A 23768-nucleotide genomic window follows, 5' to 3' on the forward strand; every position below is an offset into this window, starting at 1 on the left:
CAGACACATGAAAGACATCGTTCATATCACGGAAGCCTTCGGAGGGGGGGTTCTGTCGATGCTAGTCGAGCTTTCCAATCGCGCAGCAGAGGCCGGGGCAAATGTGTCAGTCATTTATTCATTACGGCGGGAAACACCTAAAGATTTCGCGCGTCTGTTTCATCCGAAGGTCAAGATGACATACGTCGCGATGTGCAGGGAGATCAGCTTCAAGAAAGACTGGTCGAGCCTGCGCGAACTGGTTCAGAACCTCCGCGATCGCAATCCTGAAGTCATCCACCTCCACTCGTCGAAAGCAGGCGCGCTTGGGCGCGCGGCGGCCAAGATCGCGTCGCCTCATGCCAAGGTGCTTTATTCGCCGCACGGTCCGGCCTTCCTGCGGCGCGATGTGTCGGCCACCAAGCAGTTCGCGTATTTGAGCTTCGAGCGCCTCGCCAACTATATCGGCGGCACGATCGTCGCCTGCTCGCGCAGCGAGTTGCATGAGATCAAGGGCCGAGTTCACGCGCGCGCCGCAATCATGATCGAAAACGGCGTAGACGTTCGTGAGATCCCTGTTCAATGCAAACGAAGCGACGGGCGGGTGGTAATCGGCATGACAGGGCGAGCGTCCTTCCAGAAGAACCACGAGGTATTCATTCAACTGGCGAATGAACTCCGGGATCCCGCCGTCAGCTTTGTCTGGATAGGCGGGAATGCAGAAGACGTGCCCGCGCCTTATCAGGGCGATGCCGTTACATGCAGCGGCTGGGTCACTCGCGCGCGTGCATTGGACCTGATGTCCCAGCTCGACGTCTATGTACAGACCTCCCGTTGGGAAGGCATGCCTCTCGCACTGATCGAAGCGCAAGTGGCAGGAATTCCTGCCGTGGTGACCAACGTAGTCGGTAATCGCGACGTCGTCATTCACGGCGTGACCGGCTTTGTCGCGTCAAACGCCGAGGAAATGGCCGTCTATCTCGACCTCCTGCGTAACAACTGGTCGCTTCGGCAGCAAATGGGCGCGGCAGCGAGAAAGCGCGCTGTCGAGCGCTTTTCCATGGACGCGATTTTTCGGGAATGGCAACAGCTCTACGGACTCGCCGATGAGCGCACCGCCACCAAAGAGCCCTTGATCGCCGACATCGCGCTTCCTTATGAAGTCAATCGCTAAGCCCGTCCTCCGGGGAGACAACGGTGTGAAGAATATGGCCTCGAGCACCCCGACGTTTATCTACAACGGCCGCTTCGCGACGCAGAAGACGACCGGCGTACAACGTGTGGCGCGCGAACTTATCGCCGCGCTCGGTCACTTGCCCGACAACGGCGAAGTCACCGTCGTTGTGCCGCCACAGCCTGGACTCCAGTCCGTCGGCAATACGAACACCGTCAAGGTCGGATTCGGCAAGGGCGTGTTCTGGGAGCAACTCGTTCTGCCGTTCTTCGCCGGCCGGCATCGTATTGTCAATCTCAGCAACTCGGCTTCTATCTTTCGCTTCAATCAGGTTATCTACATGCACGACGCGGCGGTGTTCGATACACCGGCCCACTTCTCGAGGCGTTTTCGCGCATGGTACCGGCTGATGTTCTGGATTCTTGCGCGCACTTCGAGTTGCGTCGTCACCAATTCGAACTTCTCGAGGCAGCGTCTCGCTCATCACTGTGGAGTACCCGCAACGCGAATCAGTGTCGTTCCGCTTGGCGCGGATCATCTGGATGCAACCGTACCCGATACCAGTGTGCTGCACGAGCATGGCTTGACGTCGAAACGTTTCGTGCTCGCGGTGAGCAGCATGAATCCGACCAAGAACTTCGGCCGGATACTGGAGGCCTTTCGCCAACTGGACGACCCCACGACCGATCTGGTGATTGTCGGGATGAAAAACACCAGCGTGTTTGGCAATGTTCAGGACGTGCAAGGCGCCGCGCCGAACGTCAAAGCAGTCGGCTATATCAGCGACGAGAAGCTGAAAGCGCTTTACCAGCACGCGCACTGTTTCGTCTATCCGTCGATCTATGAGGGATTCGGGATTCCGCCACTCGAGGCGATGCGCAGCGGCTGCCCGGTTATCGTGGCTCGATCGGCCGCGTTGCCGGAAACCTGCGGGGACGCCGCACTCTATTGCGATCCCTACTCGTCAGAAGATATTGCGGAGCAACTACGCACGCTACTGCGCTCGCCCGAGTTGAGGAAAACTTTAATAGAACGGGGTCTGGCGCACGCGGCCGAGTATCGCTGGGGTGTAAGCGCGGAGATGCTCTCGCAGGTTATCGATCGATCCCGGCGCGGGGCATGACGCGATCGTTGCTCTTGCAACGCTCTGCCAGCTTTTCAAATCAGGGGCCACGGTGGTCGGTGTATCCGTAAGCCACATTTCGTCCTAAGGGGAGCTTCAGTGAGGTTAGGCATCTATTGCGATTCGGGCGTCAACGGCGGCCACGAGGAAATGCTCAAACGGCTTATTCATGCCCTTGTGAAGTGCCCGGGCATTGTCAGCCTATACATTCTCGTGCCGACCGGGAATGAAGCCATGTCCCTGTTTGCCAAAAACATTGCCGGGCGGCACCGTCAGGTCACTGCCATTTCATTGCCGTTTACCTCAGAACAGATTCACCGCAACCCTCTTGCGCTGCTGTCGGCCACATGGCGAACCGCAGCGCTTTTGCGCGGGCTTCATCTGTCGAAACTCGTGATCGCTCAAGGCACAATCGTATCCGCCCTCGCCGGCTTGATCGCCGCGCGATTGACCCGAACAATCGCCGTCAGCTACATCCCGCTGGTGGATGACGAAGCGGGAGCAGGAGCGCCCGCGACGGAACGTATCAAGTTTCGGGTCAAACGCGTGCTCTACCAGTTGCCGCAGCAGTACATCACGCTCAACGACCATCTACGCGGCAAACTGGCGAAACTGGCGCCGGCAACGCCTACTGCGATTCTGGAAAACTGCGTCGACGACAAGTTCAGCAATACCGCACTCACCCGTGACGCGGCGCGCAGCCTGCTTTCTTTGCCGCAGAGCGGAAAGTTCATTTGCACCCATATTGGCCGGATTCACTTTCAGCACAAGCGGCAAAACTTCCTGCTCGCAGCCATTGAGCGCAACCCGGATCGGTTTATCAATTCGCTTGTGCTGATCGTAGGCGATGGCCCGGACGCAGCGAAATTGCTGCAAGCCGTGCAAGCCAGCGAGGTCTTGTCTCGTTGCGTGAGGATCATCGGTCCGCAATCCGACGTGCTGCCTTATATCGTAGCGAGCGACGTGATCGTGCTGCCTTCAGGCTATGAAGGCGTGCCGCTCGTCATGATCGAGGCCATCCTGGCGGGCCGCCCGATCGTGGCCTCACAAGTATCGGCACTAGGCTCGTACCTGCCGGCGGAATTGCTGTTTCCGGTTCACGATCAGGACGCGTTCGTTGAAAGAATCTTTGCCGCGCAGACCTATCCGCTCGCCGAACTGACCGCCTCTTTCCGGCTGCGGTTTTCCCGCGAAGCGTTCGACGCTCAGGCACAGCGCGTACTATTGCAGCCCGTGCCGCAACGCTGCTTTACGGACCATCTTAAACACAATCCCTCGGATCTCGGCACAAAGTAGCGATCGATCGAGCAGGAACGTCACACCAAACACCGCCGCGCCGAGTGTGACTTCCGCGATCAGCCTGAGGACGTGCCCGCTCGACGACGCGTTAAGCAATTCGGAGGCGACCAGCACGCTTGCCACCATGGGCAACGTCATTCTCAGCGGTACAAAACAGGCGTTGAAGAACTCTCCCAGGCTCGGACCGAGCACGCGCTTCAGCATGAAGTGATACATCGGCATGATCGTGATCGCTTCGACCGTGACCAGCGAAATCGCGACGCCGAGCGCACCGCCCAGATAGGCGCCGAGGATGATGGCCGGCAGCATCACCGTCGTTTTTATCAGGTTGAACCAGAAGCTCACGCGAATGTTCGCTGTCGCCATCATCAAAGAGGCGACTGGATTGCCGAGGCAACGAAACGCGCCCACGAGGCACAGTACCCGCAATACCGGTGTCGCCCAGAGCCATTTTTCGCCGAACATGCACACGACAAAATCCGGCGCCACGACCAGCAGCCCGAACACGAGCGGAAAGTTGAACATCGCGATAAAGCCCGTCAGCTTGTAGTAGTTTTGACGAAGCTTTGCCGTATCGTCCTGAATGATCGAGAAGACCGGGAAGAGCACGCGCGTAAAGAACGGATTCAGTCGCGCTGGAAAATTGACCGCGCAATTGAGCGCCAGGTTGTAGCCGCCAAGTGTCGCCGCCCCTAGTACGCGGCCCGCCACAATGCCGCCAAAATTACCGTTGAGGTAATTCACCATCGAGTCCATGGCCTGGAAGACACCGAAGCTGAGATATGACCGTGTGTCCGACAACCTGAACCGCAATCCAGGCTTATGCAGTTTGCGCCCGTTCAGATTGAGCAGCACCACGCGGCACACCGCGGCGGTCAACGCACCGATAACCGGCGAGTAAGCGCCATAGCCGCGCAACGCGGCCACCAGCGTCGTAATGAATAACACCATGCTCGACGCCACCTCGATCTTCGAGAGCATGTCGAACATCAACTCGCGCGCCATGAGCGATTGATACAGCAAGCCATGAGGCGAGACGAAAAACATCAGCGCGGCAAGGGCAACCAGTGTCTTCAGTTCGGGTTCGGAGAAAAACCAGGCCGCCACGCCGCTGCCGGCCAGCAGAAGTGCACCAAGCACCGCACCGAACATTACGTTGAGCCAGTACAGCGATGTCAGCTCATTCGCCGCCACATTCTTACGCTGCACAATCGCTGTACTCAATCCCATATCGAGGAACATGTCGGCCAGCGTCGTCACCAATGAAACCATACTCGCCAAACCCAGCTCGCCCGGTTTCAGCAGGTGCGCCAGTATTGCCACCTGCAGAAACTGGACGCTGATGATCGAGATCATTGATGCTGCCGACCACTTTGCTCCCGAAATCGCCTTCTCACGTAACGACATTATTTTCCTTGCTGTCCGGAATGCGCTTAATAGCGCCGGGCGCCGTTCAGCGCATAGTCATCACGTTCGCCGTATCGCGACGGAAGAAAGCCGTTGAAAATATGCCCGCCCACCTTTGCACCGACATTCGCGAGCCGCTGGAGTGCTTCTTCGACCTGGCGGGAACCGGTGTAGTCGGCACGCGAAACGAGCAGCACCAGGTCGCAACCTTGAGCGGCGATCGACACGGCGTCGCTCACCGGCAGAACCGGAGGCGAGTCGATGACCACGTAGTCGTAGCGCTCACGAAGCGTGATCAGCATATCCCGGAACGCCGGACTGCCGAGAAGCTCCGCGGGGTTCGCCGGATACGGATTACCGGCACCCAGAATGGACAGATGGCTGCCTTCATTGCGCACAATCGCATCCTCGAGCTGCGCCGTTCCCTTGAGCACCTCGGCCAGTCCGGGCCTGTCTTCTTCCTTCCAGAGATGGCTCAATTTGCCCTGCCGCATATCGCCGTCTATCAGGAGAACGGATGCCGCAGTCTGCGAAAGCAGATAGGCAAAATTAGACGAAACAAAGCTCTTGCCTACGCCTTGAGTAGGTCCGGTAAACAGAATCACCTTGTTCGTCGATCCATCGCCGTTACCGGCCAGCAATGTTCTCACGCTGCTCGGCAATGCGCGCAACGCTTCGACGCTCGGGTCTCCGGGGCTGCTCACCGCCAGCAACTTCACCGGCTCGGCGCGACGGCTTCGCGAATCGATATCGCCCCGAATCTGGGCTCTCGAGCGCGCCACGACAGCGAGACGCGGCAAGTCGGAGATAGTGTTAATTTCCTGCGGCGTACGGAGTTCCCTGCGGTTGAGCGACACGAGATGCACGGCGAGCGTGCCGCCAAACAAACCGGCCAGGATCGAACCGAGCAGAATGATCGTCTTGCGGGGCCAGGAAGGCTTTTCCGACGCAATGGCCCAGTCCATGATGCTCACACCGGATGCGGTACTCGCGGCAGCCACTTCCAATTGGTTCACGTTGGCGAGCACGCCAATGTAAAGCTGCTTCTTGATGCCGGCGTCGCTGGAAAGCCGCACATATTCACGCTGCGTGGCGGGCATATTCTTCGTTGCTTCCGTGTTCTGCGCGATGTCGTGGTTCACCTGATCCAATTGCTGGACCAGCCCTCGAATCACGGGACTATCCGGACCGAATGTCTGCCGCTTGTCGTCATACTCGAGTCGCAAAGCTCGCTGTCTTTCGGCAAGCGAAGTCATGTTGGTGATAAGCGCCGAGCCCTGCTGCTCCATATCGATCGCCTGATGCTGGGTGCGGAAATCGCTAAAGCGGTCTTCCGCCTCATGCATATCCGCCTGCAATTGAGGCAGGCGCGCCCGCAGTGTTTCCAGCTTCATGCGTGCCTGAGCCGCGCGGTCGTCGATATTGCGTTTGATGAACGCCTGCACGATTGCGTTGACCATCGACTGGGCGGCAATCGGAGAGCTGGTTTGATAGCTCAATCTCAGCATCGAGGAGTCCCGTACCGACGAGTTCTGGCTCGAGACGGTAGTCTTCATCTGACTGGTGATGTTCTCGTAGGCTGTTTGCGTGGACACCCTGGAGAGGGTGAATTCCACGCCCGGTCGTGCGCGCAGAACGTCGATCCTTATTTGCCCGGGCCCACTCCCTTCATCTGTCGCGACCTGGAACGGCACTGTCTGCCCAACGCGGCCTTGCGCCAGCTGATGGCTGTCCTTGTCATACAAGGTCCAACTGCCCGCTTCACCCGTCACCACCCGAAACTTGTCGCCGAAGGCAGCGCCCGGTATCTCGAAGACGGCGGGTTTCAGTTGCTCGCCGCCCCATGCATAGCCGCTCAATCCGAGGAACGGACGCTGCAACTCGGTGGCGGCTGCGTGGCGGGATGCAAGGAAGCGGCCAATCAGCGGAAAGTGACTATCCGTCTGCACGTTTATATCGGCACCGGTTTGCGCGATTGCTTCGTCGACGATGGTGCGGGACGTGAGAACATCGGTCTCGTCGTCGGCGGACTGGTCTGCCGATGTCGTTCCGGACACATCGGAGAGTGCGCTGACTGACGCACCGGGTTTAATTTGAACGCGCAGCAACGCGTCAGCCCGGTATTGCGGCGTGGCAAGCAAAATGTACATGCCGCCGGCAAAGCAACAAGCGCCGAGAATGGCGGCAAACAGTAACTTGTGCCGGGCGATATTTCGCCATAGGCCAGTTAGCCCGTCGTTCTGGGCAGGAAAAACACCCACTGCCGATTGTCCGTAGAATGAACTCATTTCATTTCCCGCGATAAAAGACGAAGGTGAACCCGTTAACACACAAGCTTCCAGCGTTCGAATAGGCCTGTCTGGAACTGCCGAGAAACTCTCTGCCACGTCGCACGGGTGGCATTACCGCTCAAACAGTGACGAAGATCGGACCACGCGTTTCGGGGACTGCAAGCACGCCATTCGCAGGCGTTTTTAACACTCGTCCATACATGTCGGTGATCGTCGCACGCCCAGGCAAATGCGAAGCGTCCAAGTTAAGTACATTTCCGTCGCCATAGGACCACACGACATATCTGCTTGCGCCCGTAGTGGTTGCTAACTTCAGGACGACATATTTTCCGCTCTCGTCGATAAAGTACTTTGCACTGGCAATGTTTTCCGTAAATGAAAACAGATACTTCGATGCGTTATAGGCCGGCAGCTTGTTATTGTTTGCATCCAGCAAGCCGAAATTGTGTTCGCGATTCATCGGATCTTTGCCGTCATCGCGCATGTCGTAATAGGCCGTGAGTCCAACGCCTGCCATCCAGTCAACCAGAAATCGTCGAACGGTATATTTGGCCTGTAGCGCAAGCGCCCTGGGCGAATGGCCATCGCCAATTTTGGCGACATACACATAGCCATAACTCGGGTAAGACCATTCCGTCGTCCAGATTGCGGGTGAATTCCTGTAGCCGGCCAGATCCTTACGCAGTGTCCGGTAATCCGAAAATACCGTCTCCGGATACTGCTGACGGTACGCATGCACACTGACCGCATCCGGTCCGCGCAGCGTTTCGCTCGAAATGTCACCGACTGACCGCACGAATCCCAGATCCATTTCCTGCACGCCGCCCGTGGCAATCATCGCCTTGGGGTTGGCCGCCCGAGCTGCCTTCACGGCCGTCACCAGCAAATTGCGGTATGCCGACGGCGACGGGGGGGCGAGCCAGTACACCGCATCGTTCTCTTCATTCCACACTTCGAATTTGACCTCGGCACCGCTGTACCGGCGTACCGACTCGTAAACATAGGTGTAGAACGCTTTCAGCTGATTCGTCGTAGTTGGCGGCTGATTCGGACTGAACAAATAGTGCTTGTAGCCGAGGATAAAAAGCGCGCCGAGTTTTCGCTGCGCGAGATTGGCTACGAGCGCGTCGAATTTCTCAAAGTGCCAGCCGTCAGGCGCTTGCACGGCTTCCCAGAACAAATCCGTGCGGATGAACGAGAAGCCCACATCTTTAACCGCATCCAGCAGGCGCGTATCCTCGATGTCGTGGATCGCCACACCGGTGTTAGCCCGCGATGCCGCGAATGACGGCAGATCGACGTACGATCTTTCGTTCGATTGCGCCGGGTCATCCAGAACAACTAGCGGCGGCGCCTGTATGGCAAAGGCGCGAATAGCCAGTGCACCCGCGAGAGCAAGGACGAGGCCCATGCACCCTACGACTGCAATGCCAATCCGACCGAAACGCCTGCTTCGTTGCGCCTTCATCTACTGCCCCCAAGCCGGCGTGGCGGGAGTACCACGTGCCGTCGTTATTTGTCCCGCTACGACTGCTCCGTCATAGCGTCGACTTTCTTTCCCGCAAGCTCATCATCACGCGGGGATTCAAACGGAAGCGTTGCTCCTGCGTGTTCAGCCAGAGCGATTTCGCCGCGACGCCGAAGAACAGCAGGCAACCCAGCGATTCAAAAATGTCCGTGGTGATGCCGCTGATCAACAGGAACAGCAACATCGTCCATGCAAGCCTATCTTTGGATTCGCTAAAGAACAGTAGTCTTGCCAACAGAACCATGAAGATAAGCATGCCGAATACGCCGAAATTCGCGATTGCATATAGCGCGGCATTGTCGGCATAGCCAATATTGAAGCCGAAGTTCTGGTGATAGTAGGTAGTCGCCGCGCCAAAGCCACCGGGACCGATTCCGAACCAGATGAGATTCTCCCGCAGCATGCCCTGCAGCAGCAGCGGCCACGTGTTCTCGAATCGATCCTGGAACGAAGAGAGCGCGCCGCCCCCAATGATCGAATGATTGATTGCCGCCGTGATGGCAAACGACGCAAGCGGCAGCAGGAGCACAGACGCCGCAGCCCAGGCAGCGGCTCTTCTGATCGTGTCCAGCTTTCCGAATCGCTCGATACACAACACAACCGCCAACGCAACGAGCGATGTCTTGTTGGTCGTGGCCCAGATAGAGAGCCCCGCCACCGCAAGCATCATCGTCGCGAATGGGAGCGACCGGAATCTCGGTATCAGCCACGTCGAGAGCAGGCCAATCATGAGCCCGGTGGCAGCGCTGTCGCGCCCGAACCCGGGCAACCGCGGTATTTCCCCAACGAAGTTCGAGTTCGTGACGTGCACAGCGGTCCCATCCACCATCGTGCTTGCCCCGACCCAAGGCAAAGGCGTGAAGTAACCGAAATAATTCACCAGCACGCCTAACATGCAAATCGCCGCGACGATCACGAACGCGGCCCGGGCTAACGGGCGGCCGAGTATCTCGATCGCTTCAGGCGGCGCCAGAATCGCGAAGAACATGGGTAATACGGTCCACCCCCAGAAGGCCACCGCGCTTGCACTGATGCCATTGAAAAGCGACACGCAGGCCTGCATGGCGAGGTACAGGAAAACGAGCAGGTGGCTCACCTTGGGGCGATACGAAAGGAACAGCACAACGCACGCGGCCATCATCAGCTTGGGCAGATAGATAGCCTGCGGCGCCCCCGCGATCGACGTGTAGTAGCGGATCGCGCCGGACATGACATCGCTTAAGATGCCGATGAAGAAGGTGAATACCCAAAGTGCGCCCATCATGCGTTCCCCGCATCTATCGGCATTGGGTGTTCGCTATGCCCGAGTGCCGATGTGTCGTGAACGGCGGCATTCGTGAACCTTCGAATCACGTTGTGAGTAATCTGCGAAACGATTGCATGACTGGTTGCGCCGCTGTCGCCCAGAACGCGCGGCCAGTCGGTCGTACCGCCATTGAAAACCCATCCCTGATTGAGCCCGTCACCCAGTTCCGGCTTGAACATGCCCATCGCGCCGACGCCGCCGATTTCCCATCCGACGAGCCGCGACGTATTGGCGAGCGTCACGAATCCGTTCGGAACGGGCGGTACGCCGTCGACTTCGTAGCCGACCAGATGGTCTTCGGCGCCGAACGTCTGCCCATTCTTTAGACCTGTTCCATCGAAAGCCCAATGATCGGCATGCTGCACGGTGAAGCCCACCGGTTCGCGTCCGGTTCTCACCCATTTCCGCCTGAACCGGCTCCAGATACCGTACGATCCGCCACCATAGCCGTAACTCAAGCCGATCAGATTGCTCTCGTTGAAATCCGGCCATTGGTCAGCGAGCCGGTTCATTTCCTTGATGTTCTGCAGGTCCCCACTCGTGCCGAAATCAATCGGCCGAAAGCAGGTGTTACCGCTGAACACGGCCAGATTGCCGCCGCCGGCTATGAAGCGCGAGACGTGATCGCGCATCTCCTGGGTCCAATATTCATGGTGACCGACGCTCAGCATGCAGCGATACTTGCTGAGATCGAGGTCCGTCCCACGATGCAGATCCACATCGGTATAAAAATCGCACGCAAGATGTTGCGTGTACAGCCAGCGGATGAATTTGGCATCCCAGTGAGTGAAGTGCTGCCTGGGCGAGCGCTTATCGTATGGGTCTTCGGCATGACCGATCTGAATACCGAGTCCGCCGCCTGGTCGCAGAAGACTCACCTTCGACGCGGGGCGCGTGCGGTAAATGGGATCGCCGTAAAAACAGCCGCCTCCCATCGAGTTGTAAGCGTGATAGGTGGCGATTGGCACCACGTACGCGATGGATGCCGCCGGCGAACGCGGCCGGATCACTACCAGTGCCATGCTGTCGCTATCCGGCGGCCCGGCGAAGACCGGCAGACGCGCAGCACAACGACGCCCCAGATCCGTCAACGGTTCGCCGTTCTTGCCGACCTCGTAAGCAATCGCCGCATAAGCTCCGCTTTCCAGCACGTGAGCCTGCGGCTTGACTGTGATCGTCGGCCATTGCCAGTCGCTGTCGAATCGAACCGGTTTACGCTCGCGCGACGATTCGAATACGTAGTTGCCGTTGATGAGTTTCGCCGTCACGTCCCGCGTCGTCACCGCCGTCACGCCGCATACGCTGATCAACGACTCCTCGCCCCGTTGCTGATAGATCGCGATGGAGAACCGGCGGCGCGGCTGCACTGCCAAGTCGAGATTGTCTGCGGCAGTAAACGAAGTTTGAAGTGGGTAGAGTTGCATGCCTCGCGCGCCTCGGAAAGTCACTTATCGGTCGCTGGCTCAGGGACGATCGTCCAGACGACTTGAATCGACACGGCTCGGCGCTGCTACGGCTGGCCGCAACTCCATGCCCAGCGTGCGCTTGATCAACCCCTTCATCTGAAACACGCGACGGTTGACCGATATCTGGGTACGAAAGCGCAATTCGGGTAACTGCTCCCTATGTTTCACCGCGAAGCTTCGGTACTTCGCGGCGGTCTCCTCCACCAGCTTCATTGCCTGAGGAAGCACGGACGCATCGACGCGAGAAGCGAGAAAACACTGATTGGCAAAGAACTTTCTGAACAGTGCGAGCCAGTAGACCCGCTCATCTTCCGCCTCGCTTTTCTTAAGTGCGTCCGCGGCAAAGTGCGCAACGCATTCCACTGAAAATAAGGTGGTGGTTTGCGTAATGCTCCCCGCGCGCCGGCGATAGTAATAGAGGCGATCGCGAATGCCGTACAACGTCTGGGCGCGCTTGTACACCAGTGGAATAGCAAAAGCATCTTCGTACACGCGACCGACAGGAAATTCGATACCGTCCCACAACTCGCGGCGGTACACGCGCGAGCCGGAATGAACCTGACAAACGCGCGCAAATTCGAGCAAGGTCGTCATGCTGTTGGTACGCAGCCCGGTCGAGGCACCGCCCACCATCGTTAGTGCACCCACTACGCGCCCGTTGGAATCCACCATCCCGACATTGAATTCGATGATGTCCGCAGTGTCGGCATCGAGCAACGGCATGATGATGTCCGAAAAATTCGGCGCCCATTCATCGTCAGAATCGAGAAAACCGATATAGCGGGAGGTTGCGCGTGCTATCGCGGTGTTACGGGCAGCGCTTACGCCGCGGTTCTCCTGATGAATCACCGTGATGTTGTGTCCGCTCGCCTCTTCCTTGACCTGAAGAATTTCCTTCAGCGTGCCATCGGTCGAGCCATCGTCGACCACGATGAACTCGATCTCTTCCGATCGTGGTTGAGCGATCGCCGATCTGAGCGCTACGCCGATGTAGTGCTCGACGTTGAAGGCCGGGACTACCACGGACAAAATTGTCTCGCCGCTACGTCTATCCACTGATTTCATAGGATGGGTGAGCCTTAAAAATCGTCGTCGATTCGTTTTATGCGGACCACGCGAATATTTCGGTACGCCCCCTGTACGGCTGCATATTGCGGTGCGGCGACGAGATCGTAAGTTCGGAAGCACACAGTGCAGGCACATACCGCCAGGTGGGATCGGCGGGGAGCACGGGTACAAAGCGCAGACAATTGCCGGCGAGGCCGAAATGTGACGTATCGCACCGACCCAAAATTACCGGTTCGCTACCGTCTTCAAGTTGAAAATGCGCGTGTCGGTGAGCGGGCAGAGAGGGACTTACGTGCTTGACGTACTTGACGTGCTCGCGTCAAACCAATAGCAGTCCGACACCTCAATCAGGAGGCTCCACCTATGCCAGCGCCAAAAGTAAGCGTTCTGCTGCCCATGTACAACGTCGAACCTTACGTTGAAGCCTGCTTGATGTCGCTTCTATCGCAAACGTCTTCGGACTTCGAGATCATTGCGGTCGACGATTGCAGCCCGGACAGGTCAGGCGAGATTGCGGCCCGCATTCTGAATGCACAGAACAAGGTGCCGTGGAAGCTGGTGGTCAACGAGCGCAACCAGGGGTTGGCCGAAACACGCCGAATTGCCGCCATGCAGGCGGTTGGCGACTATGTGCTATGCGTCGACAGTGACGACTATGTGCAACCGAATCTGATAGAGAGAGTTATCGAAGAAGCGGTCAAACATGACGCCGATGTGGTGATGTTCGCCGCGACGAACGTCAATGCAGACGGATCGGTGAATTACCAGATCGACAGTGAAGACAAGGTGATCAGCGGAGTCGAGGCCGTTGAGGGAATCATGGACCTGAAGCTGCAGGCCTATTGCTGGAACAAACTGGTGCGGCGCTCCATCTTTGCAGACGTGCACCATCCGAGCGGACTCATCTACGAAGATATCTGCGTATCGGTCCAGACCTTGGGCAAATCCAGAACGGTCCGCCTGATACCTGACCGTTTGTACTTCTATGTGCTTCGCGATTCGGGAATCTCGACGCGGTTCAATCCAAAGATCCTCGATCTTTTCGCCATCATGGATCTGGTGGAGAAGACCACGGCTTCACTTCCGATCAAGAACCGGGAGCGGCGTCTCTTCAGGCTGAAGTACATCTATGGCTTCAGAACCATTGCGTTTCAGGTGGCAATGAGAGCACCCACTTATCGACTGGCCAGCCCCATTCTCAAGACTGTCGCCGAGCGTTTGCATCCTCAGCATCTTTATCGCATGTATGCGGATAGCCGTCCGAAGCTGTCGTTCGTGATGTGCCTGCTCAAGATACATCCGAGAATCTTCTACAGCTTCGTCCGGCGCTTTTCCGAACGATAGAACCTCTGCGACAAGTAACACCGAGGCCGGTTGCGCGTGCCACGCGCAACCGGCTCATTTACTTGCTTAAGGTACCGGCGAAGCTGCAACCGCCGCTTTGATCGTCGCGTAGATCGGCTTCTGAGTCGCACTGCTGGTCATGATGCCGTAGTTCCCGGTCGGATCGTCGTACAGTTCGTACCAGTTGAAACCGATCACGTTGTACGTAGCCTTGGCTGCGACGAGCTCAGGAATCGTCTTGTTGATATACGTCTGTGCCTGCGCCGTGGAGAAGTCGGTGTTCACGCCGATTTCCGTGAACATGATCGGCAGGTTGTACGCATCATGCAGGGACTTCAGAACGTTATAGTTCGTGCCCGTCACACCCCACGTATTCTCCGGATCGCCGCCGTCGGAGTACCAGTGCAACTGGATAATGTCCGTCTTCACCACCGGGTGTCCGGTCGAGCCATCCGGCTGCGTACCCGTCAGCATGCCCTTGTACCAACCCAGATGCAGGAAGCCCGATGAGGCGGTGTTGATGATCTTCGTCGTGCCTGTGGTGTCGACCGAACGCCAGCCGTCGTAATAGCCGCGCAGCGCGCCGCGCCAGATCGGCCACGTGTTGTTGTCGTAGTCCGACACGTTCGCACCGTCGTTGGCGACCGGCTGGTTGTGGCTATCGAGATCGTATTCATTGCCGAATTCGACCGCCGGAACGCCCTTGAATTTGGTCGCTGCGTACGCTGCCATCGAGTATGCGTAGGCATAAGCGCTCGCCTCAGTCGGCGTTTGGCCGTTCAGCGAAGGATCGTCCCACGGATAGGCGTCGATCATCGGCATGACCGTGATCTTCGATCCCATGCCCGGGATAACCGTATTCGCGATCGTATCGATCTGATCGTAGCTGTGGATGTCTTGGCGCGTTCCCGTCAGCCCAAGATCCGTGAGGGTCGCGGCTTGCGTGGCGAGCGGAACCGAAGTGTAAATGCCGCCGTAGTTGTAGTGCTGATTGACGCCGAAGAACGGAATCGCCGCAGACGTCGTGGTTCCGGCCGTGCTGGATGCAGCGGTGGTAGTCGTCGTGGAGCCGGAAGTGGAAGTGGTGCCCGAGGTGGAGCCCGAAGTAGAAGCAGGACGCGGATCAGCCGATGCTACCCAGTTGCTGTTCTGCCAGACCCACCATTGATTGTCGACGTTCTGCTGATACATCTTGCCGGCGTACCACAGCAACAGCGTGATGTTCATCGTAAAGCCGGCCTTCTGACCCGCGCGATAGGCCACGCCACTCTTCACCGTCCAGACAGCGCCCGAGGCATCGTTGATCGAGGTAGACGGGGGAATCGCGGTGCCGCTGACTGACGCCGGATGCTTGGCGACGTTCACAACGGTGGTCGGATCGACGGCGTTAGCCGCAACACCCGTGGGGTCGCTACCACCACCGCCGCCACCACATGCCGCAAAAATTGGTACAACTAAGTAGATGGAATAATTGATTAAATTTCGTAGCTTCATCTTTATGACTCTGAGCTTTTAACGGCCTAAAACCAGAAAAAGTTCGCCCCGGCGTCCGCGGGGGAAGCCATCGACGACTGGTTCAGGATGAAAGAAGGCAGGACGGCTTGTGCGCCCGGCAAAACTGGGCACAACTTCACAACATGCGTACCGCCTAGGCAGAACCTACCGCTGTTCTGTCCGATAAGGTGAGGCAATGTTACACAGATGAAACGTTTTTCTCGAGTTTTGAACCGTAACAACGTGTAACGTCTGACTAATGCGCGGTAAATTTCACTTTTATATTATTAATATAAAAGTGAAATGGTCTAATTTGACGCGCCTTACGCTGATCCGTGAAAACCCGCACTGGGCCTGGCTCTGAGCGCCATTCGGCGGCACGAAACGACGGGCCGCGGAACAACTCCAAGTCAATAAATCAAGCAATTTTCAAATCTATTTCGTTGTGCGACAGAGACAATTTTTTATTGGGGTTATATTCAATTGAAGCTATTTCTTTAGCTGTTGTTGATTGATCGTCGAGTCGAAATACGGCGACTGCGTCACGCAATGCAACCGCGTGCTCTTCCAGTGATTTGGCCGCTGCCGCAGCCTCTTCCACGAGCGCTGCGTTGTGCTGCGTGACTTCATCGATCTGTGCGACTGCCTTGTTGACCTGTTCGATTCCATCGCTCTGTTCGAGCGCTGACGCTTCGATCTCGTTCATGACACCCGTGACGCGTTGAACCGCGTCCATCGCCTCATGAATTGTCTTCTGCGCATCGGACACGAGCGATGCCCCCTGCTCCACTTTCGCAGCCGATTCGCCGATCAACTCCTTGATCTCCTTCGCCGCCGAGCCGGACCGCTGTGCGAGGCTACGCACCTCCGAGGCAACCACTGCAAAGCCTCGTCCCTGCTCCCCCGCACGCGCTGCTTCGACGGCCGCGTTCAACGCGAGGATGTTAGTCTGAAACGCGATGCCTTCGATCATGCCGATAATCTCAGCCACTTTCCTCGACGATGCGCTTATCCCATCCATCGTCTCAGTGACACGCGACACCACAGCGCCACCACGGGTCACTGTATCCAACGCACCCTGCGCCAACCGGTTTGCCTGCTTCGCGTTATCCGCGTTCTGCTTCACCGTCGCCGAAAGCTGTTCCATGCTTGCCGCGGTTTGCTGAAGCGCGGCAGCCTGCTGTTCGGTGCGCGACGACAGATCGGCGTTACCCGACGCAATCTCGTTTGCACCTTGAGTGATTGCCGTCGTACTGCCGCGTACCTTGGCCACCGTCTCGACCAGGCCGTCGCGCATCTTCGTCAACGCACCGAGCAACTGACCCATCTCGTTGCGCGACTTGCTTCTGATGCTAATCGTCAGATCGCCGGCAGCAATCCGTTCGAAATGTTTGATGGTTGCATTGACCGGCTTGATCACCGCCGCGGACAAACCGACCCGCGCCATCACGCCGATCACAATGGCAATTGCGCCGATGCCGGCGAACAGCAGCGTCGCCATCTGGAAGCGCTGCGCCGCCGTCTCGGCCTGCTGGCGCTGGCTATCCATTTGCACACGCTGGAGGGTATCGATGGATTTCGAATAAGCCGCGTAAAAGGCATTCGCCGTCTCACCCTGGATGTTGCGGAAGGTGTTGAAGTCGAAGTCGGTCAGTGCCTTGAATTCCGGCTCGATTGCTTTGTCGACAAGCGCACTGCGTGCCTGCTCGACGCTCTGCGCAAGCTTCTTTTCGTCCTCGCTTGCGAACGGGCCGGCCATGTAATTGGCGAAGTCCTTGTTCGACTCGACCAGCACCTTATGCGCCGCCGGCAACAGGTCGTCGGTTTGCTTGCCGACGCTGAAGAGCGTCTGATAGGAGCCGAGCGCGAGCTGCACTTGCAGCAGCTTCTCGGAGCTCGCCTTCAGATGTGACAGAGCCACGGCGCTGTGCTGCGTTTCATCGAGGCTGCTATTGGCAAGCTTCAACGCGCCGTAGCCGACGCCGATCACGATCAGCAGGAAAGCAACGAACACGCTGATCACGAGCGTCAGGCCGCCACGAATGGTGATGTTATTAAGCATTGGGTCTCCGGAACGTCCTAATGATCGGCGGCGAACCCCACGAGGCGCTGGCGATCATCTTTTTCGCCTGCAACTTACACGTCGCCGCATCCAGGTTAACGGCCTTCCGCGACCCTCGTTAAATAGGTGAAATCCATGACGGGCCTAGGTTTGCGGGCCGTTTAAGCTTCACTATCTGGGATTTTCCGCATAATCGGAGCAAACCCTGCTTTTCAGGACGGTATGCGTTTCGTTTGTATAATTCGGCGTCTCCGCTCAGGCCCACTTTCATGCTTAGTTTTGCGCTCGGCTTTCTCGTTTCACTGCTGATCACATTGTTGATCGTGCGCTACGCGCATCTGCATGAGAAATTCTCAACCGATTCCGATCTGGCCGGGGTGCAGAAATTCCATGTGCGACCGGTGCCGCGCATCGGTGGCGCCGGGATTCTGATCGGCTTGATCGTCTCCGCGGTGCAATTGCACCATGCCTATCCTGCCGTGTCCGGCGGCATCCTCGGGCTGATCGCATGCGGCATGCCGGCATTCGGCTCCGGCCTCGTCGAGGATCTCACCAAGCGCGTGTCGCCACTTGCACGGCTCGTCTGCACGATGGCCGCCGCCGCCCTCGCCTATTTCCTGCTGGATATCGCGGTCACGCGCATCAGCGTGCCGCCACTCGACTTTCTGCTCTCGTATGCCGTGATCTCCTGCGCGGTCACGGTGCTGGCCGTCGCGGCGCTCGCCAACGCGATCAATATCATCGACGGCTTCAATGGCCTTGCATCGATGGTCGCGTTCATGATGTTCGCGTCACTCGCTTATGTCGCGTTCCAGGTGTCCGATCCGATCGTGCTGTCAGCGTCGTTAATGATGATGGGCGCGGTGCTTGGCTTCTTCATCTGGAATTTTCCGGCCGGGCTGATTTTTCTCGGCGACGGTGGCGCGTATTTCATCGGCTTCATGCTCGCCGAGCTGTCGATCATGCTCGTGATGCGCAATCGCGATGTGTCGGCGTGGTATCCGGTGCTGCTTTTCATGTACCCGATCTTCGAGACCTGCTTCTCGATCTACCGGAAGAAATTCATTCGCGGGATATCGCCGGGAATTCCCGACGGCGTGCATCTGCATATGCTGGTTTATAAGCGCTTGATGCGCTGGGCAGTCGGCACGCAAACCGCGCGCGAACTGACGCGACGGAACTCGCTGACGTCGCCTTACTTGTGGCTGCTATGCCTGATCGCCGTCGTTCCGGCCACGTTGTTCTGGCGGCATACGCTGCATCTGTTCTGTTTCGTGGTGGTGTTTGCCGCGACTTATGTGTGGCTTTATATGAGTATCGTACGGTTCAAGTCGCCGCGGTGGATGGTGGTGAGGAAAGGCAAAAGGTAATAAAAAAAGGCGCCTCGGCGCCTTTTTTTATTACCTTCGCGGTACCACCCGCCTGGACCTTCCTGCTCGCTTAAAGCGAAGCGCGAATACCGGCCGCCGTCGAAATACTTTGCAGCGGTGGCGCGAGGTTCGGCTGATACTCAGGCACCCAGCGGCGCAGATCGCGACGCACTTCGTCGTCTGCCAGTACACGGTGCTGCATCAGCCACGGCAGCAGTTCGTCCAGGAGGTTATCCGGCACGCCGCGCGCCTGAGCCGTCCGCAGTTTGGGATGTGGCGTGCGGGTTGTCGTTTCGTCGTCCGCGAGCAGTTCCTCGTAGAGTTTCTCGCCCGGCCTGAGTCCGGTAAACACTATGCGGATGTGCTCCTCATTGAAACCGTACAAACGGATCAGGTCGCGAGCCAGATCGACAATCTTGACCGGCTCACCCATGTCGAGAATGAATATCTCGCCGCCACGACCCATGCTCGACGCCTGCAGCACCAGTTGCGAAGCTTCAGGGATGGTCATGAAGAAGCGTGTGATCTCCGGGTGCGTGACGGTCACAGGGCCGCCCTTCGCAATCTGCTGCTGGAACTTGGGAATCACACTGCCGGCGCTGCCCAGCACATTGCCAAAACGCACCGTCTCGAACTGTGTGCGCGTGCTGGTTTGCTGCAGGGCCTGACACGCCATCTCAGCGAGCCGCTTGCTCGCACCCATCACGTTAGTCGGGTTGACCGCCTTGTCAGTCGAGATCAGGACGAAGTGCTTCACGTCATGACGGATCGCCGCCCGCGCTACCCGGTAGGTGCCCAGTACGTTATTGCGCACCGCCTGCCACGCATTCTGCTCTTCCATCAGCGGCACGTGCTTGTAGGCCGCGGCGTGAAACAGGATGTGCGGCGCATGCCGCGACAGCACCTGATCGAGCAACAGCGAATCCTTCGCGTCGCCGATCACGGGGATCACCGGCAAGCCAGGGAAGCGCTCATGCAACTCTTCTGTCAGCTTGTACATCGCATATTCGGACAGGTCGAACGCGATGAGTTGTGCGGGCCCGAAGCGCAGGATCTGACGGCACAGTTCCGAGCCGATCGACCCACCCGCTCCCGTTACCATCACCACGCGATTGCGCAGCAGGGCTTCGACGTGTGGCGTGTCGATCTTGACCGGCTCCCGGCCAAGCAGGTCTTCGAGGTCGATCTGCCGCACCCGCGACAAAAATGCCTGCCCCTGTGACAGCGTGGTCAACGCCGGCAGCACCATTGCGCGAACGCCCGCGCGTACGCAAAGCGTGGCTACGCGCCGCTGCGCTTCAACGGACGCAGAGGGGATCGCAATAATGGCGTACTCAGTCTTGAGCGACTCAGCCAGTTGCGGCAGTTCGCTGATAGCGCCGAGTACTTTGTAACCGTAGATTTCACGGCCGTGCTTGGACACGTCGTCGTCCAGCAGTCCAACCAGACGCCATTCACTGGAGCGCGACAGTTCGCGGGCAAGACTCGCGCCTGCGGAACCGGCGCCGAGCACTACAACGGGCTTACCTTTGCCTACAAGGCCGCCGTAAAGATAAAACTCCTTGGTGGCGCGGTACAGCGCACGGGGGCCTCCCATGGCCAGGAACAACAGCAACGGGGAAACCACAAGGACCGAGCGCGGAACAATCGGAACGGGTTGCACCATCACCGACGTCACCATCGCTACGAGCGCGCCGGCTATGACGGCTTTTGAAATGCGCACGAGGTCTGGCAGGCTCGCGAATACCCACATGCCCCGGTACAAACCGAAAATGCGAAACATCACGCCGTAGACCGGGAGGATCCAGACCAACGCGTGTATCGCCCCGACCCTGAACTCAACCGGGATAACACCGTTGAAACGGATGAGGTACGAGGTCAGCCACGCGACTGCGACCGCGCACAAGTCGAAAAGGAAAGCGCCGAGCGATAGCCAGAAGCTCTTGTTTCTTAACATCAGCGTGATACCTCAGACGAACGTTCGGACGGTGTTGATTGGAAACGACGCCAACGCAGATCCACAACTCCTCCCATCAGGAAAAGGATGCCGATCCATATCGCAACGACACTCCACTGAAACACAGGGGGCCAATCAAGCGCACCGACCGCGAGTACGATGCCGATCGCCATCACGGCGTACCACATCCACGCGGTTCCAGCGTGGCCCACACCGGAACGTACCAAACGTTGATAGTAATGCTCCCGATGCGGTTCCCAAAATTTTTCACCGCGCAGCAGGCGCTTCAGCAATGTGACGGAGGCGTCGGTGATAAAGGGTGCGAATACCAGCACCGGGAACCAGATAGGCCATGCTTCGCCTCTCCAACCCCAATAACCGAGCGCACCGGCCAGAAAGCCGATTGAAATCGATCCGGCATCGCCCAGAAAAATGCGCGCCGGGTGAAAGTTAAATATCAGGAAACCCAAGGCGGCGCCCGCTACCGCCGCCGATGCCAACGCCAACTCCGGCATCGGATGCCCGCTCACCATGGCGGCCACCGCATAGCCGGCGAACCCGAACAACGTCATGCCGCCCGCGAGGCCGTCGGCGCCATCCATGAAATTGTAGAGGTTGACGAGCCACATCATCAAAAAGGCCAATGCGGCGAGCAGCCACCACGGCGCAGCCGCCGGATAGAGGGCGACAAATGCCACAACCGCAATGAAGTGCGCCGCAAACCTGACGCGCGCCGGCAGCCCACGGCGATCGTCAACCTGCGACACCGCGGCGAGGAAGCCGGTGGCAAGCGCCGCGCACCACAATGACGGCGCGGCGAGCAGGATCGCGATCACGGCCACCGGCACAATGCCCCAGCCGCCGACCCGCGGTGTCGGACGGACATGTAAGGAACGATCGTTCGGAATGTCCGTGGCGAGCCGCCAGGCCAGCCCGGTTTTCAGCAGGACGAGCAGGATCGCCGCGCTCGCGCAGGCGGCGCTCACTGCCACTATTGCCACCGTCGTCCAGGGCAAATTCACAAGAGCATGCGTGTTCATGGACTGCCTTAGCGCTTCTTTGAACGATACCAACTGGCTGTCGCAGCCAGCCCGTCATCGGCTGTATAGGGCGGGTTCCAGTCCAGCACGCGGCGAATGCGCGTCGTGTCGACCTGCAAACTGCCGATCAGGCGTTCGACGTGTGCCGAGCGGCGTGCCAACCGGCCAACCAGACGCAGCAAGCCGACCGGAACCGGGAAAAGCCGTGCCGTCTTTTGCAGATGCCTGCCGATAGCCTGCGCAAGCTCGGCAACGGTCGGATCGCCGCCGTCCGCGACGTGAAAGCACTGGTGCGCCGCGCGCGGGTCCGTTGCACAGCGCACGAGCGCATCGGCGAGATTGCCGACATAAACGAGGCTACGCCTCGCGCTCACGGCCCCAAGCGGTAGCGGCACGCCACGCCAGATACCGTCCATCAGACGCAAGAAATTTGCCCGCACCTGCGGGCCGTAAACCAGCGGCGGACGCACGATCACAACATCGAGCCCGGTATCCTCACTGTAGTGAATCAGCGCCTGCTCGGCTTCCCGTTTCGACCGGCCGTAGGCGTCTTCCACGTGTGCCGGATCATCTTCGCGAAGCGGACGTCCACCATCCGTTTCGGCTACTGCCTTAATACTGCTGACGAACACGAAACGCTGCACGCCGTTTTGCGAGGCCGCTTCTGCGAGCCGCAGGGTACCTTCGACGTTGGTCGCACGAAACGCGGCGTCGGGGTCAGCCGCATCGTCGTGCATGACGTGCACGCGAGCGGCGAGATGCACGACACAATCGGGCTTCAACCCTTGGGGCCATGCATCGGCCACACCGGCAAAATCCTTGCCGTCATAAACCCATTCCTGCACACCCTCCGCGCAGCCGCCCGGCTGACGAACCAGTCCAGTCACGGTATGACCCGCATCAATCAGCGCGCGCCCGAGAACCCGCCCGACAAATCCATTCGCACCGCTTACCAGAACGTGCGTCATAGCAACTTCCAACCGAAGCGGTTGAAGAACCTCACCGCCGACGCTGCGAACATTCGGAGATGCGCGGACCCTTTGCGCGCCGCGCCCCCACCGTGGTGCAAGACACGAACAATGGGAAGATACGCAACGCGGGCCACATCGTGAGTGCGCAGGCTCAAGTCGTAGTCTTCGAAGTAGAGGAAATAGCGCGGGTCAAAACCCTCCAGCTTTTTCAGCACATTCGTTCGAAACAACATGAAGCAGCCACTGACGATAGGCGGATCCCAGACTATGTCGCGCCCGTTGATCACATCGTGCATCTCGTAGCGCGCCAGACGCCGCGCAAAAAAACTGCGCGCGCTCGCAGGCAAGAATCCCCGGACGAACAGATCGAACAATGTCGGGAAGCGGCGGCAAAGATACTGGATGTGTCCCTGGTCGTCGCAGATCTGAGGCGTCAGCAATCCAAGCTCCGGGTGTGTCTCGAAGAAGTCGAGTGCCTTGATCAGCGCGTCGTGATCGAGGTCGATATCGGGATTCAACACCAGGTGATAGCGGCTGACCGACCGTTCGATTGCCAGATTGTGCCCGCGCCCGTAGCCCACGTTGCCGTGCCCGGCGATGATCGTCGCTGGAATCTCGTGAGCGCGAAGTTCGCTGAGCGTGCTGCTGACGTCGGATAGGCCGCCGTTGTCGACCAGGTAGAGTTCGACCGGAAGATGAGGTCTCGCCGCCGTCAAGGCATCACGGGCGACCGCTAGACTATCCAGCGTTTGCGCGAGTTGTACCGGGTCCGGCCGATAGACAACCACCGAGACGGAAAGACCCTCAATTTCGGAATTCAGCGCGCTAGTATTCATGTGGATGAAGCAACGTGTCTTGTAACGACACTTGTATTTTTGCGACTGGCCAA

At 58.4% G+C, this 23768-nt stretch carries 17 protein-coding genes; 5 read left to right on the forward strand and 12 right to left on the reverse strand.

Annotated features, from left to right (window positions below; translation table 11 throughout):
- Positions 1–7 precede the first annotated feature (7 nt).
- The 3 genes from GH665_RS16750 to GH665_RS16760 all read left to right on the forward strand — a co-directional run bounded on the left by GH665_RS16750 (position 8) and on the right by GH665_RS16760 (position 3572).
- Complete coding sequence (locus GH665_RS16750; RefSeq protein WP_153136790.1) at positions 8–1153, forward strand: glycosyltransferase; 1146 nt, start codon at positions 8–10, stop codon at positions 1151–1153.
- 34 nt (positions 1154–1187) lie between these two features.
- A complete protein-coding gene (locus GH665_RS16755) occupies positions 1188–2276 on the forward strand; it encodes a glycosyltransferase family 4 protein (protein ID WP_153136792.1) in 1089 nt (362 codons plus the stop codon).
- Between the two features lie 234 nt (positions 2277–2510).
- Complete coding sequence (locus tag GH665_RS16760) at positions 2511–3572, forward strand: glycosyltransferase (protein WP_246216230.1); 1062 nt, start codon at positions 2511–2513, stop codon at positions 3570–3572.
- Here GH665_RS16760 and GH665_RS16765 read toward each other — a convergent pair.
- From GH665_RS16765 to GH665_RS16790, 6 genes are all read right to left on the reverse strand, one after another.
- Positions 3498–4982, reverse strand: a complete 1485-nt coding sequence (locus GH665_RS16765) for an MOP flippase family protein (protein WP_153136796.1) — start codon at positions 4980–4982, stop codon at positions 3498–3500. The genes GH665_RS16760 and GH665_RS16765 overlap by 75 nt on opposite strands.
- A 26-nt stretch (positions 4983–5008) precedes the next feature.
- Entirely contained in the window at positions 5009–7270 is a 2262-nt protein-coding gene (locus GH665_RS16770; protein ID WP_153136798.1) for a polysaccharide biosynthesis tyrosine autokinase, read from the reverse strand.
- A 121-nt stretch (positions 7271–7391) separates the two neighbouring features.
- The gene (locus tag GH665_RS16775; RefSeq protein WP_153136800.1) at positions 7392–8684 is read right to left on the reverse strand and encodes a cellulase family glycosylhydrolase; all 1293 of its coding nucleotides are present in this window, start codon (positions 8682–8684) and stop codon (positions 7392–7394) included.
- 127 nt (positions 8685–8811) lie between these two features.
- Positions 8812–10065, reverse strand: a complete 1254-nt coding sequence (locus GH665_RS16780) for a hypothetical protein (RefSeq protein ID WP_153136802.1) — start codon at positions 10063–10065, stop codon at positions 8812–8814.
- Positions 10062–11531 (reverse strand): N,N-dimethylformamidase beta subunit family domain-containing protein, encoded by a 1470-nt coding sequence (locus GH665_RS16785; protein ID WP_153136805.1) that lies wholly within the window; start codon positions 11529–11531, stop codon positions 10062–10064. The genes GH665_RS16780 and GH665_RS16785 overlap by 4 nt, the downstream gene beginning before the upstream one ends.
- Positions 11532–11570: 39 nt before the next feature.
- Positions 11571–12596: a glycosyltransferase family 2 protein gene (locus GH665_RS16790; protein WP_246216302.1), complete on the reverse strand. Its 1026-nt coding sequence runs from the start codon at positions 12594–12596 to the stop codon at positions 11571–11573.
- 408 nt (positions 12597–13004) lie between these two features.
- Between GH665_RS16790 and GH665_RS16795 the strand changes: the two genes are divergently transcribed.
- The gene (locus GH665_RS16795; RefSeq protein ID WP_153136811.1) at positions 13005–13985 is read left to right on the forward strand and encodes a glycosyltransferase family 2 protein; all 981 of its coding nucleotides are present in this window, start codon (positions 13005–13007) and stop codon (positions 13983–13985) included.
- A gap of 66 nt (positions 13986–14051) precedes the next feature.
- On the opposite strand, the gene GH665_RS16800 is transcribed toward GH665_RS16795, so the two are convergent.
- Positions 14052–15350, reverse strand: coding sequence for a glycosyl hydrolase (locus tag GH665_RS16800; protein WP_246216232.1), 1299 nt, complete (start codon positions 15348–15350; stop codon positions 14052–14054).
- 547 nt (positions 15351–15897) lie between these two features.
- The gene (locus GH665_RS16805; RefSeq protein ID WP_153136815.1) at positions 15898–17541 is read right to left on the reverse strand and encodes a methyl-accepting chemotaxis protein; all 1644 of its coding nucleotides are present in this window, start codon (positions 17539–17541) and stop codon (positions 15898–15900) included.
- Between the two features lie 269 nt (positions 17542–17810).
- Here GH665_RS16805 and GH665_RS16810 point away from each other — a divergent pair, with 269 nt between their 5' ends.
- Positions 17811–18911 (forward strand): MraY family glycosyltransferase, encoded by a 1101-nt coding sequence (locus tag GH665_RS16810; protein ID WP_046566557.1) that lies wholly within the window; start codon positions 17811–17813, stop codon positions 18909–18911.
- Positions 18912–18981: 70 nt separating this feature from the next.
- Here the strand turns inward: GH665_RS16810 and GH665_RS16815 are convergent, their stop codons facing one another.
- From GH665_RS16815 to GH665_RS16830, 4 genes are read right to left on the reverse strand one after another with little or no spacing between them, the layout of a single operon-like run.
- Positions 18982–20868: a polysaccharide biosynthesis protein gene (locus GH665_RS16815; RefSeq protein ID WP_153136817.1), complete on the reverse strand. Its 1887-nt coding sequence runs from the start codon at positions 20866–20868 to the stop codon at positions 18982–18984.
- Positions 20868–21908 (reverse strand): MraY family glycosyltransferase, encoded by a 1041-nt coding sequence (locus GH665_RS16820; protein ID WP_153136819.1) that lies wholly within the window; start codon positions 21906–21908, stop codon positions 20868–20870. The genes GH665_RS16815 and GH665_RS16820 overlap by 1 nt, the downstream gene beginning before the upstream one ends.
- An 8-nt stretch (positions 21909–21916) precedes the next feature.
- The gene (locus GH665_RS16825; protein WP_153136821.1) at positions 21917–22876 is read right to left on the reverse strand and encodes a UDP-glucose 4-epimerase family protein; all 960 of its coding nucleotides are present in this window, start codon (positions 22874–22876) and stop codon (positions 21917–21919) included.
- The gene (locus GH665_RS16830) at positions 22873–23715 is read right to left on the reverse strand and encodes a glycosyltransferase family 2 protein (protein WP_153136822.1); all 843 of its coding nucleotides are present in this window, start codon (positions 23713–23715) and stop codon (positions 22873–22875) included. The genes GH665_RS16825 and GH665_RS16830 overlap by 4 nt, the downstream gene beginning before the upstream one ends.
- Between the last annotated feature and the right edge of the window lie 53 nt (positions 23716–23768).

Source organism: Paraburkholderia agricolaris (assembly GCF_009455635.1).
In the GTDB taxonomy this organism is placed as follows: domain Bacteria; phylum Pseudomonadota; class Gammaproteobacteria; order Burkholderiales; family Burkholderiaceae; genus Paraburkholderia; species Paraburkholderia agricolaris.